Origin of the sequence: Riemerella anatipestifer (assembly GCF_009670965.2) — a bacterium.
GTDB lineage: Bacteria > Bacteroidota > Bacteroidia > Flavobacteriales > Weeksellaceae > Riemerella > Riemerella anatipestifer_B.
In genome coordinates this window covers 1,899,029-1,911,773 of the sequence record NZ_CP073239.1, presented here as the reverse complement: position 1 = coordinate 1,911,773, position 12,745 = coordinate 1,899,029, and the positions used below count along the sequence as shown (strand labels likewise).

The 12,745-nt window shown below is 34.1% G+C and carries 15 protein-coding genes; 8 read left to right on the top strand and 7 right to left on the bottom strand.

Annotated features, from left to right (window positions below; translation table 11 throughout):
• The first annotated feature begins 5 nt into the window (after window positions 1-5).
• Window positions 6-812 carry a lysophospholipid acyltransferase family protein gene (locus D1J36_RS08840; RefSeq protein WP_154136812.1) on the top strand — a complete coding sequence of 269 codons (807 nt, stop codon included), beginning with the start codon at window positions 6-8 and terminating at the stop codon, window positions 810-812.
• On the top strand, window positions 796-1,407 hold the full coding sequence (locus D1J36_RS08835; RefSeq protein ID WP_154136811.1) for an L-threonylcarbamoyladenylate synthase: 612 nt from the start codon (window positions 796-798) through the stop codon (window positions 1,405-1,407). The genes D1J36_RS08840 and D1J36_RS08835 overlap by 17 nt, the downstream gene beginning before the upstream one ends.
• Here D1J36_RS08835 and D1J36_RS08830 read toward each other — a convergent pair.
• Window positions 1,404-2,681: a replication-associated recombination protein A gene (locus tag D1J36_RS08830; protein WP_154136810.1), complete on the bottom strand. Its 1,278-nt coding sequence runs from the start codon at window positions 2,679-2,681 to the stop codon at window positions 1,404-1,406. The two genes, D1J36_RS08835 and D1J36_RS08830, sit on opposite strands and share 4 nt — an antisense overlap.
• A gap of 79 nt (window positions 2,682-2,760) precedes the next feature.
• Between D1J36_RS08830 and yidD the strand changes: the two genes are divergently transcribed.
• From yidD to clpP, 6 genes are all read left to right on the top strand, one after another.
• On the top strand, window positions 2,761-3,015 hold the full coding sequence (yidD, locus tag D1J36_RS08825) for a membrane protein insertion efficiency factor YidD (RefSeq protein ID WP_154136809.1): 255 nt from the start codon (window positions 2,761-2,763) through the stop codon (window positions 3,013-3,015).
• A 7-nt stretch (window positions 3,016-3,022) separates the two neighbouring features.
• The gene (lgt, locus tag D1J36_RS08820) at window positions 3,023-3,874 is read left to right on the top strand and encodes a prolipoprotein diacylglyceryl transferase (RefSeq protein WP_154136808.1); all 852 of its coding nucleotides are present in this window, start codon (window positions 3,023-3,025) and stop codon (window positions 3,872-3,874) included.
• Between the two features lie 160 nt (window positions 3,875-4,034).
• Window positions 4,035-5,147, top strand: a complete 1,113-nt coding sequence (prfB, locus tag D1J36_RS08815) for a peptide chain release factor 2 (RefSeq protein ID WP_252339438.1) — start codon at window positions 4,035-4,037, stop codon at window positions 5,145-5,147.
• A 77-nt stretch (window positions 5,148-5,224) separates the two neighbouring features.
• Complete coding sequence (locus D1J36_RS08810; protein WP_153935313.1) at window positions 5,225-5,902, top strand: DedA family protein; 678 nt, start codon at window positions 5,225-5,227, stop codon at window positions 5,900-5,902.
• A 15-nt stretch (window positions 5,903-5,917) separates the two neighbouring features.
• On the top strand, window positions 5,918-7,840 hold the full coding sequence (gene dnaG / locus D1J36_RS08805) for a DNA primase (RefSeq protein WP_154136807.1): 1,923 nt from the start codon (window positions 5,918-5,920) through the stop codon (window positions 7,838-7,840).
• A 79-nt stretch (window positions 7,841-7,919) separates the two neighbouring features.
• A complete protein-coding gene (clpP, locus tag D1J36_RS08800; protein WP_052911268.1) occupies window positions 7,920-8,594 on the top strand; it encodes an ATP-dependent Clp endopeptidase proteolytic subunit ClpP in 675 nt (224 codons plus the stop codon).
• A gap of 68 nt (window positions 8,595-8,662) precedes the next feature.
• Here the strand turns inward: clpP and D1J36_RS08795 are convergent, their stop codons facing one another.
• The 6 genes from D1J36_RS08795 to D1J36_RS08770 all read right to left on the bottom strand — a co-directional run bounded on the left by D1J36_RS08795 (window position 8,663) and on the right by D1J36_RS08770 (window position 12,715).
• Window positions 8,663-9,376 (bottom strand): M949_RS01915 family surface polysaccharide biosynthesis protein, encoded by a 714-nt coding sequence (locus D1J36_RS08795; protein ID WP_154136806.1) that lies wholly within the window; start codon window positions 9,374-9,376, stop codon window positions 8,663-8,665.
• 26 nt (window positions 9,377-9,402) lie between these two features.
• Window positions 9,403-10,035: a hypothetical protein gene (locus D1J36_RS08790; protein WP_154136805.1), complete on the bottom strand. Its 633-nt coding sequence runs from the start codon at window positions 10,033-10,035 to the stop codon at window positions 9,403-9,405.
• Between the two features lie 111 nt (window positions 10,036-10,146).
• The gene (locus tag D1J36_RS08785) at window positions 10,147-10,845 is read right to left on the bottom strand and encodes a hypothetical protein (RefSeq protein WP_154136804.1); all 699 of its coding nucleotides are present in this window, start codon (window positions 10,843-10,845) and stop codon (window positions 10,147-10,149) included.
• A gap of 96 nt (window positions 10,846-10,941) precedes the next feature.
• Window positions 10,942-11,397: a hypothetical protein gene (locus tag D1J36_RS08780; protein ID WP_154136803.1), complete on the bottom strand. Its 456-nt coding sequence runs from the start codon at window positions 11,395-11,397 to the stop codon at window positions 10,942-10,944.
• Window positions 11,398-11,535: 138 nt separating this feature from the next.
• Complete coding sequence (locus tag D1J36_RS08775) at window positions 11,536-12,264, bottom strand: hypothetical protein (protein ID WP_154136802.1); 729 nt, start codon at window positions 12,262-12,264, stop codon at window positions 11,536-11,538.
• A 13-nt stretch (window positions 12,265-12,277) separates the two neighbouring features.
• Window positions 12,278-12,715, bottom strand: a complete 438-nt coding sequence (locus D1J36_RS08770; protein ID WP_154136800.1) for a VOC family protein — start codon at window positions 12,713-12,715, stop codon at window positions 12,278-12,280.
• Window positions 12,716-12,745: the final 30 nt, after the last annotated feature.

Sequence of the window (12,745 nt, the reverse complement as noted above, 5' to 3'; positions counted from 1 at the left end):
AACCAATGGCAAAAAAAACAATATTTACCGATTCATTCGGGAATTTATACTTTCTTAAAAGATTTATTATTTTCATTTTAGGACTAATATCTTACAGAAGGTTCAACGGATTTAATAAACTTAAAATATCAGGTACTGAACATTTGGTAGATTTACCTGAAAGAAATGTTTTGTTTGTATCTAACCATCAGACCTATTTTGCTGATGTGGCAGCTATGTATCATGCCTTTTGTGCCGTAAATAACGGTTATCATAACACGATAAAAAATCCTGTTTACCTCCTTAATCCTAAAGTAGATTTCTACTATGTAGCTGCAGAAGAAACAATGAACAAAGGTATCCTTGCCCGAATTTTCAAACTTGCAGGTGCAGTAACAGTAAAAAGGACTTGGCGTGCCGAAGGCAAAAATGTTAACCGTATGGTGGATATGAGCGAGGTGGAAAACATCATTAAAGCCTTAGATAATGGCTGGGTAATTACCTTCCCACAAGGTACTACTTCGGCATTTGCACAAGGAAGAAAAGGAACTGCCAAATTGGTAAAACAACAACGCCCTATTGTGATACCTATCAAAATCAATGGATTTAGAAGAGCTTTCGATAAAAAAGGTCTTAAAATTAAAGTAACAGGTGTAGAACCAACTATGGAATTTAAACCCGCTCTTGATATTGATTATGAAAACGAATCTGCACAAGAGATTTTACAAAAAATAATGGAAGCCATAGAGCAAACTCCAGAGCATAATATTCTCCACGAATACGACGAAGAACTAAAACGAAAACAAGAAGAAAACCATGGCGAAGGTCATTAAAATTTACCCTGAAAATCCTCAGGAAAACCTTATAAAAGAAGTGATAAAAACCTTAGATAATGGGGGACTTATTATCTATCCTTCTGATACTGTTTACGCCTTGGGGTGCGACATCAATAACATCAAAGCTATGGAAAAACTAGCTTCTCTAAAGAAAACAAAACTAGAGAAAGCTCATTTTTCTATTATTTGTAACGATTTAAGTCATCTTTCATCTTTCACCAAACCTATTGACAATTCTGTTTTTAGATTATTAAAAAGTCATATTCCAGGACCGTTTACCTTTATTCTAGAAGCTAATAAGAATTTACCTCTTGCTTATAAAGGTCATAAAACCGTTGGTATTAGAGTGCCTGATCACCCTATTCCGCAACTTATTGTAGAAAAATTAGGTCGTCCTATTGCTTCAACCTCTATAAAAGATGATGATGAAATTATAGAATATTCTACAGACCCAGAATTGATTGCTGAAAAATACGACCACTTGGTAGATATTGTAATTGATTCAGGCTATGGTGATAATGTGGCTTCTACTATTGTAGATTTAACTTCTGGCGTTGCAGAAATCATTAGACAAGGTAAGGGCGAACTCTAATATTTATCACCCCACTTTTTAGAAATTTGTTCTTTTATTTTTCTTTCGGTAGCATTATCTCCTGAACGATAAAAAGAAACTCCTGATAATTCTTCAGGAAGAAATTCTTGTGGCACAAAATTTCCCTCATAAACGTGAGCGTAACGGTAATCTTTACCATAATCTAGCTCTTTCATCAGTTTTGTAGGTGCATTTCTTAGGTGCAACGGCACAGGCAAATGAGCTGTTTTTTTCGCCAACGCCATCGCCTCATTGATAGCTTGATACGCTGAATTACTCTTAGGTGAGGCCGCTAAATAAATCACACATTCGCTAAGGATAATACGAGATTCGGGATAACCTATAACATTAACCGATTGAAAACAACTGTTAGCCATCGTGAGAGCGTTAGGGTTAGCCAAACCTATATCTTCTGCCGCCAATATCAAAAGCCGCCTTGCAATAAATTTAATATCTTCACCTCCTACGAGCATTCTCCCTAACCAATACAAAGCAGCATTAACATCACTCCCTCTAATAGATTTTATAAAAGCTGAAATTACATCATAATGTTGTTCTCCATTTTTATCATAAACAGGTACGGTTTCTTGTAAAATTTTCAAAATAGCCTCACTAGATAACTGATTTTGTCTAGAGCCTTTAAACTGATTAAGCACCCACTCTACCGAATTGATGAGTTTTCTAGCATCACCACCCGAATATTGTATAAACCCTTGATTATCTTCGATAACAAAATCTGTATTTTCATCTTGATTGAAACGAGCGACCGCAATGGTAGCCAATTCTTCCAATTTTTCGTAACTCAATGGTTTCAAAACATAAACTTGGGAGCGAGATAATAATGCCGAAACCACTTCAAAACTAGGATTTTCAGTCGTTGCTCCTATCAAAACTACCCAACCTTTTTCCACAGCGTGAAGCAAAGAATCTTGTTGTGATTTATTAAATCTATGAATTTCATCTATAAACAAAATAGGAGATTTACCAGAAAATAAGTGTTGTTTCTTGGCATCGTCTATCACTTCTCTTACCTCTTTTACCCCACTAGAAACCGCAGAAAGTTTAAAAAATTTTCGTCCCGATTGCTCCGAAAGAATTTCTGCTAAGGTAGTTTTACCCGTTCCTGGAGGTCCCCATAAAATCAGAGAATTAAGTCGGTCGGTATCCAACATTTTTCTTATAGTCCCGTCTTTACCTGTAAGATGCTCTTGCCCAAGCATTTCATCTAAAGTTTTGGGGCGTAATTTCTCTGCTAAAGGGATATTTGAATTCAAAGTATGAGGTATTAAAATTATTTAAACTAGAAACAAAATTAAACTAATTTTCATTTTTTTAGTCTATTTTTGCAATGTTTTGAAAGTAAATTTTAATAACATATTGATTTTCCCTTTGGTAATTCTCATCAAGTTTTACCAAAATGCCATTTCTCCTTGGTTGGGAAATAATTGTCGCTATCAGCCCACCTGTTCACATTATATGCTACAAGCTCTAAGAAAACACGGACTGCTAAATGGATTCTGGCTAGGCATAAAAAGAATTGGGCGATGCCATCCGTGGGGAGGAAGTGGCTATGACCCTGTACCTGAAAAGAAACACAAAATAAACTAAAAGCATAATGACACAATTTTTATACACCACATGGGACCCATCTAAAGGAATAGAATTAGGCAATTTTTTCACTATTCACTATTACAGTCTAATGTTTGTTTTAGCATTCGGCTTAGGCTTTTTAATTATGAAAAAGTTTTTCAAAATAGATGGTGTAGATGAAAAATATTTAGAACCTCTATTCACATGGACTTTAGTCGGTACTATCTTTGGGGCGAGGTTAGGACATGTTATTTTTTATCAACCTGAACTTTTTAAGGAAGATTTTTGGTCAGTTTTTCTGCCTATTCGTACACAGCCTAGCTTTGCCTTTACAGGTTTTTCTGGACTTGCAAGCCACGGAGCTGCCATTGCACTTATACTTACCACGCTCTATTATAGTTTAAAAATCATCAAAAAAAATCCGTTTTGGGTATATGATAGACTAGGTATTGTAATTGCCTTAGCTGGTGTTTTCATTAGGATAGGAAACTTTTTCAATTCAGAAATCATCGGAAAACCAGCTCCAGAAGGTTCTTCTTTTGCAGTATTATTCCCTCAACAAAGTATGGAATACGGTGCAATTGTCCCTAGATACCCTACACAATTATTCGAGTCTTTCGGCTACCTATGTCTATTTATGTTGCTCATTTTCTTATATTTTAAAACCCAAAAGAAATATCAACAAGGGTGGTTATTCGGTTTATTTTTGGCTCTATTGTGGGCAATAAGATTTACTGTAGAATTTTGGAAAGAACCACAAGGTGACGAGTTTATTCAGTTTGCAGGGCTTAACACAGGTCAAATTTTATCTATCCCATTTATGATAGCCGGAGTAGCCATTATGTTTATATCAAAACGATTTAAAATCAGAAAATAACGTAAGTCTATGTCTATATCTGTTTAAGTATTCTTTTAATCTTAAAAGAAATACCACTTGCAATATTCATAGAAAAGAAAATCAGGTTGATTCTAAGGTTTTATTAAAGCCTATTTTGATTTAACGGATTTTCGTTATTTTTGTGGAAATTTTCGTAAAAGTGGTTACATTAGAGCAAGTAAAAAACATCAATCAAAGAGTATCAGACCTTCATAAATATCTTCAAATTGATAAAAAAAAGTTAGAAATTACCAATGATGACGAAAAAACTGCTGCTCCAGAATTTTGGGACAATCCAAAAGAAGCAGAAGTTTTTTTGAAACAACTTAGGTCTAAAAAAAAATGGGTGGAAGATTACGAAGAAATCCATACAGGATTGGAAGATTTACAAGTTTTACTTGAGTTCGCTAAAGAAGACCCCGACAGTGCACAAGAACTAGAAACCACCTACCCTACTCTACTAGAAAAAGTAGAAAATTTAGAGTTTAAAAATATGCTTTCAAACGAAGGCGACGAACTTTCTGCTGTACTCCAAATTACAGCTGGAGCGGGTGGCACAGAGTCTTGCGATTGGGCAAGTATGCTGATGAGAATGTATCTAATGTGGGCAGATAAAAACGGATACAAAGTAAAGGAACTCAACTTCCAAGAAGGTGATGTGGCTGGTGTAAAAACCGTAACATTAGAAATAGAAGGAGAATATGCTTTTGGATATCTTAAAGGAGAAAATGGAGTGCATCGTTTGGTAAGAATTTCTCCATTTGATAGTAATGCTAAAAGACACACTAGCTTTGTATCAGTATATGTTTATCCTCTAGTAGATGATTCAATAGAAATTAACATCAACCCAGCCGATATTAGCTTTGAAACCATGAGAGCCTCTGGAGCAGGTGGACAGAATGTAAATAAAGTAGAAACTGCCGTAAGACTAAGACACGCTCCAACGGGAATTATCATAGAAAACTCCGAAAGTCGATCTCAGTTACAAAATAAAGAAAAAGCTTTACAACTCCTCAAGTCTAGGCTTTACGAGATAGAACTTGAAGAGCGAATGAAAGCTAGAAACGAAATAGAAGCCAATAAAATGAAAATAGAATGGGGCAGCCAAATCAGAAACTATGTAATGCACCCTTATAAATTGGTAAAAGATGTAAGGTCAGGACACGAGACTTCTGATGTAGACGCTGTAATGAATGGAGAAATCACGCCTTTTCTAAAAGCCTACCTTATGGCAGACGGCACAGCCGCTACCGATAACGATTTAGAATTATAAAATTTGTTAAATCTCTTTATAGATAGGACTAAAAAGAATTTAATTAAGTATTTTTGTGCATCAAGTAAAAAATAAGTATGGATCATTTTGAAAGTTGGAAAGACCTCCTAAATCCTGAGTTTTATATCAAAATGGGAGGATTTTGGTTAGTGTTATTTATCATATTTGCAGAAACAGGACTTTTTGTAGGCTTTTTCTTACCAGGAGATAGTTTACTTTTCATCTCTGGTATCTATGCCGTTCCTATGATTACGGAAACTTTTGGCATCATTAAAAGTGATTTCTTAAGCACCGTTATACTGGCTAGTGCCATTGCCATTGCTGCTATTTTAGGAAATATGGTTGGCTATTGGTTTGGTAGAAAAAGTGGACCTACTTTATACGAAAGACCAGATTCTTTCCTTTTCAAGAAAAAATATCTTTTTAAAGCTCACGATTTTTATGAAGAACACGGTAGAATAGCCATTATAGCAGCTAGATTTTTACCCATCGTGAGAACTTTTGCACCTATTGTAGCTGGTATTGTGGGAATGGAGAAAGGTAAATTTATGCTTTACAACATCATTGGAGCTATTGCGTGGTCATTTTCACTTATTTTTGCAGGGCATTATTTGGATAAATTATTTTTGGACCAGTTTGATATAGATTTAAAAAGACATTTAGAAATAATAATACTGTTTATTGTAGTCATTACAACAGCACCTGTAATTATTAAAATGTTTTTCGGAAAAGATAAGAAGCAAGATAGCATCTAATTTCATCATAAAAATTTGATAACTAAAGAGACGATAGACAAAATTTTTTCCGCCATACGAGTGGAAGAAATTGTGGGTGAATATGTTCAACTCAAAAGAGCTGGGTCTAATTATAAAGGACTCAGCCCTTTTGTAGATGAAAAAACACCTAGTTTTATTGTGTCTCCTTCCAAGCAAATTTGGAAGGATTTTTCCTCTGGAAAAGGAGGTACTGCCATTTCTTTTTTAATGGAGATAGAGAATTTCAGCTATCCCGAAGCCCTCAGATTTGCCGCAAAAAAATACGGTATTGAAATTGAAGAGCACCAAAGAGAGCTTACCGAAGAAGAAAAAACAGCTCAAACCGAAAAAGATTTACTCTATAAAATACACGAAGTAGCCAATCACTACTATCAAGAACAAATTTGGGAAACCGAAGAAGGTAAAAGTATTGGTTTATCTTATTTCAAAGAGAGAGAACTACGAGAAGATATTATAAAAAAATTCCAGCTAGGCTACTCTCCTATTCAAAAAAATGCCTTCACAGAATATGCTATTTCTAAAGGCTACACCAAAGAGATTTTAGAAAAATCAGGATTATCCATCTTCACAGATTACGCTCCTGATGGCGTAGACCGTTTTAGAGAAAGGGTTATATTTCCTATCCATAGTTTTTCTGGAAGAGTATTGGGGTTTGGAGCTAGAATTTTAAAATCTAATGTTAAAACTGCCAAGTATCTCAATTCTCCTGAGACAGAAATTTATCATAAATCTAATGTTCTCTACGGACTTAACCAAAGTAAACAAGCCATTTCTAAGCAAAATTTATGTTTACTTGTAGAGGGTTATATGGATGTGATAGCTCTGCATCAAGCAGGGATAGAGCATGTGGTAGCGAGTTCTGGGACGGCACTTACCACTGAGCAAATTAAACTCATTAAAAGACTTACAGAAAATGTAACCATACTTTTTGATGGAGATGCCGCAGGGATTAAAGCCAGCTTTAGAAGTATAGATATGCTCCTTTCCGAAGGAATGAATATCAGAGTATTGCTTTTCCCTGACGGGGACGACCCAGACTCATTTTCTAGGAAACACCCAAAGGAGTTTGTAGAAGATTTTATACAAAATAACGCCCAAGATTTCATCAATTTTAAAGCAGAAATTCTACTCAAAGATGTAGAACACGACCCTATAAAAAAATCCGAAGCCATTAGAGATATTGTAAAATCGGTGGCATTTGTCGGGAATGTGTTAAAACAGGAGATTTACCTCAAGGAAATTTCTAACAAGTTTGGGCTTTCGGAACAGAGTTTATTTAACGAGCTAGGCATACAACAACAGGTTAAAGAACAGCAACATTTAACGCCTAAAAAAGCTACACCTCAGACACAACCTAAGCTGGAGATTATTACTTCGGACTTTACTAAAGCCAACACCGCCCTACTCTATTTGGAAGAGCAAATGGTAGAACTGATGTTAAAGTATGGAGATTACATTATTGAAATGAAAGATGCCGAAGATAAAGTTTACCAAACCACCGTTATTGAAGAGGTGATATGTAGAATGGAAGAGGATAATTGTGAAATACAATCTGAAACCAACAAGAAAATCATCAACGAAATAAAACAAGGTATCCAAACCAATGAACTGAGGTCGGAGCGTTTTTTCATTACCTTAATGGATGAAGAAATTACTAATAAAGTAGCCAATGCTTTAGTAGAACCTTACCAACTAAGTGATTGGAAAAAACACAACATTTACCTTCTACCAAAAGAAAAATCTATCAACAAATTGGTTACCGATACCATCTATCGCTACAAACGAGAGTATATTATGAAAATGATAGAGGATTTGAAAAATACAGAAGCTGAAGATAAAACAGAGATTTACCAAAAAATAATCAAACTAACGATGTTAAAAAACACCATAGACCAAAAATTGTTTCGTGTTTTATGACAGAATGACTATTTTTACCGCTCAAAAAACTTCGGGTACAATATTGGTATTTGAATTTGAAAATAAAATATAACACAATATGGATATTAAAAAGGAATTTAGAGATTTTTCGGTAAAGCACTTAGGAAATAATGGACTAGCTACCGACCAATATATGGGGACTTTTAACCCAACCAACCTTACGCCATACATTATGGAGGAACGCCGTATGAATGTAGCACAAATGGACGTTTTTTCTAGATTGATGATGGATAGAATTATCTTTCTAGGCACTGGTATAGACGACCAAGTTGCTAATATTGTAACGGCTCAGCTTCTATTTTTAGAGAGTGCAGACCCTTCTAAAGACATTCAGATTTACATTAACTCTCCTGGCGGAAGTGTATATGCAGGGTTGGGAATTTATGACACGATGCAAATCATTAAGCCTGATGTAGCTACTATCTGTACAGGTATGGCTGCTTCTATGGGAGCTGTACTTCTTGTAGCGGGTGAAAAGGGTAAACGCTCTGCTCTTAAACATTCTAGAGTAATGATACACCAGCCTAGTGGCGGAGCTCAAGGTGTGGCTAGCGATATGGAAATCAATCTTAGAGAAATGCTTAAGCTAAAGAAAGAGCTTTATGATATTATCTCTGAACATTCTGGACAATCTTATGAATGGGTTGAAAAATCTTCTGATAGAGATTACTGGATGACCTCTGAAGAAGCTAAAGAATTCGGAATGATAGACGAAGTTCTAGCTAGAAAATAAATAAAATGATAAAACATAAAACCCTAGAATTTCTAGGGTTTTTTCTTTCTTACTCAGTGGCTATACTTTTAGTTTAATTTCTGTATGCTATTATTTCGCCACATTTTTAAAGCAAAGTCTTTGATTTCTTTTGGGGCTTTTGATAAATTTTCGTCGAATTGATACTCGCCCTCCTCAAGCTTGTCTTCGCCCGCCATTAGAGTAGCGTGTCCCCTTAAAGCATATTTCTGTTTGCCCTCATACATAATGATTTTCATGACATCTGGACTAATGTCCGAAGTACACAACATGGAATACATCGTCCAAATTTCGGCGATACCATTATGGTTTAAATCCGTGATTTTAAAAGTATCTTTAACGAAATTCATAGATAAATCAAACTCGCAATTCAAAATAAAATCCTGAACTTTCCAGTTTAATTTATATTTATTTTCGTTTTTATCGTAAAGATAATCGTACACGAAAATTTTTGCCTCTTTTTCATAGTCTGCGTTGACCACCTTTTTGCTGGGAACAATACCCGTTTCTGTTAACAGGATTATATGCTCTCCCTGTAAATCCTCTACTCTAACAACCTCTTTTACCTTTCCCTCAAAAGAAAGCCCCTGAGGAATTGCTTTATCTGAAAGTTTTTCGTACGAAATTTCAAAGGTTTCCTTCTTTTCTAATTTTTCCGATGCACCTTCTGTTGGTATTTGCTTTTCTTCTATTTTACTCTCGGTTGTATGACACGATAACAATACAAATAATACAAAAGCGATTAGCAATTTAAAATCATTCATTTCACCTCCAATTTATTGTGTTGATTTTATGCGGAGCAAACCTCAAATCGGTCGATAGCCGTTAAATACCATATATTATCGAAATAGCCAATATAGAAAATAAATTCCTTTTGGTTTTGCCCAATCACAATGACTTTATGACTGTTTCTCTCTATGGTTTCCAGTTTTTTAACCTCACTATCGGACCATGGTTTCTCGTCAAAGTTAGCATTTTCAAACTTTGCAATTTCAGAAAATAACGATTCTTTTTGATTAAGGTCGATATAAATTCCCGCAGGTTTATTCCAGCCTTCGGTTTCACAACTATATATCGGTAGTTTTTCTTGGGTAATTTTATAGTCAGTTATGATATTAGGGTCAAAAGGCAAATAATTGGGAACGGGCTTAACAAAAGAAATCTTTTTAACATTAGCGATATTATCCTGAGCTCCCATACGAAACAGAAAGATGATCCCAAACTTCTTATGGATAAGTTTATTTAAAGCCTTTTCATCTTTATTCTGATAGGCTTTAATAATATTGATGATAACGGTTTGCATTTCCTTCTCCTTTTCGGAAGATCTAATTTCTTTAACCGAAGTAGGTTTACCTTTGTTAACGAATTTAGAATTCTGACAGGAAATAAAACATACTACAAAAAACAACAAAAATTTTTTCATCGAATTTCTAATATTAAAAAATACAATAATGAGAAAAACAAAAAAGACTAAATAGCACAAAATTCTCTATCATTCCCTAAACCCCACCTTTTGCAAAGCTGTTATTTTCATTCAAAATCCGTTAACAATTAGTCGATCCTTATAAACTCCTTTTTCAATTTTCCAAATAATAAGACAGGTGCCCGCACCATCCCCATTTATTGCTTGAATATACAGGGTATCATTCTGTTTATCATAATTAGCTTCTACACCATCAAGATAAGGGTCATACACGTTTTCTAAAGCTGCTTTTGGTAAGATAAGCGTTTTATCCCCAATACGGACGCTAATTTTTTCATATTGTGCTTTCGGTAGGTTGCCATCGGTCCCCCAAGGAGCCTTACCATCAATATGAGATAGAATGGTGGGGTTATCCTTAAAATAGGTGAATTTATGCTTCTTCTTATCAAAGTTGGACTTTGTAACAGTTACAGTAACAGCCTCTTGCTTTAGAGTTACAGAGTTAGCTGTTTTCTTTGAAATTTTCAATGATGAAAAGTCCGAAATCCACTTATATCGATCTTTGTAAAGGTCTCCTTCAAGGTCTTTTCCATTTTTAACATATTGAACAAAACCCCAATTCTCCTCGTTAGGTTCACTGGGACCATACCAATAAATCAGGTGTCCATTGGGTAAAGTATCTATAATTTTACCCTTTTGCTCTCTGTTTCTTATGTTCACCCAGCCGTCCTTATCATTTACGACAGCAAACTGGGCGAATCCATCGGAAAAACTAAAAATTAAAAACAGGGCTAATAGTATTTTTTTCATAAGAGTTAAATTTATATAAAGGCTCTTGCTTTTGTTGCTTTCATTAAAAATTACCGCTATTCAGAATGATCTTTTTAATCTACCGTTTTGTTCCTTCTACATTATTCTCATGTTGAATTTTAAAGGAATATTGATATTCAGTTGTGTTCTAAATCCTTCTGTTCTATAGTGGATAGACTTATCAAAACTAAAACCATATCCCACACCAAACTCTATGAAGAAATAGCTAAATCCAACTTGAGGAGAAACTGTTTTTGGAGAAACATTAAACCTTACAAAAGTGAATGGTAAATTACCTTTATTGAAAAAATATTTCGTTGCATTAATCTCTGGAATAACTAAAAGCTTACCATTAGAAGCACCTACTAGTGCATTTCCACCTACAATTATAGATTCTTTGTTAAATAAAAACTTTACTCCAACATCAGCAAAACTTCTATTAAAATAGGTATAACCTCCTTCAATAACTATTTTTTCTTTTATATCTTGGGCATTTACGAATAGTGGTGCTCCCCCAAGAACAAGCCCATAAAATATTTTAGAAAAATTCATTTATTTTAATTTTATTAAAAGTTATATCTTCATCTTTTTAGCTTTCTCTAAAAAAACAGCATATCAAATTTCAATATTGCTAATTTAAAATAAACTAATGAAAAAGTGAAAACACTTTACACACAAAACATATCTTTATTACTGATTTGAAAGATTTATCATTTCAATAATTCTTCGGTCTTGTTTAATTCTATCAATATATCTATCTATATCTTCATTTTCTTTAAATTTCTCTTCACTTTGAAGATAATAAAATGAGTTATCTTTTCTAGGAAAAATTATTATTGTATTACCAAATCGTAGGTCAAATACTTTTAAATTTACAATTAAATATCCCGAATCGTCAGGACTTTTAACCCCCACAAAATCAAAATTATTAACGATTTTAACTCTTCCTTGCATAGTCAAATATGGATAGTTTCTAGAGGAAACATCCGCATTTAACTCTGTATATTGAGTCCTTGCATAAAAAATAAGTGTAACTTCAGGTTTATATATAAATTTATCTTCCTTACCTCCAATATTTTCACCCAATACTATACCCGAAAATTTTTCATTTTTAATCTCAAAATTAAAAGGCATATTAAAAACATAGTAGTCATACTTTTCCACTGGAAAAGCAAGAGATTTTAATGGTTGAGAATCTGCATCTTTCAACCACTTTTTATCCATTTCAAAAAGTTCGGCATTCCACTTATTGGGATTCTGATTATGTAGTGCTTTTTCTTTTAAAACATCTAAAGTCGTTTGTGCTTTGCAGGTTATTACAGAAATTAAAACTAGTAGAATTGCTTTTTTAAGTCGATAAATTTTACACATAATACTAATAAAAAAATTGCCAAAAGATAGAAAAACTTTTGGCAACATTTCTTTTACAAATTTATTGATTATTCTGAGATTCAAAATTTATCATCCAATTAATACCAAACTTATCTGTAAACATACCAAAATAAGCTCCCCAAAAAGTGTCCGCCATCGGCATTGTTACCTTTCCTCCCGCAGAAAGTCCATTAAATAGTTTATCTGCGGCCTCTTTGCTTTCAGGTGTAATATTTATTGAAAAATTATTACCTTGCTGAAAAGACGGTGCCCATTCTCCACCTGTATCACTTCCCATTAAAACGGTATTTCCTATAGGAAGCCCTATGTGCATAATTTTATTTTTATCCACCTCACTCATTGGTGGCATTCCCTCTTGTGGAGGCATATCACCAAATCTCCCTACATAGGTAAATTCTCCCCCAAACACTGATTTATAGAAATTAAATGCTTCTTCACAATTTCCATTAAAATTTAAATAGATGTTTACTGTTGTCATTTTTATAAATTATTTGTTATCAAAATTATA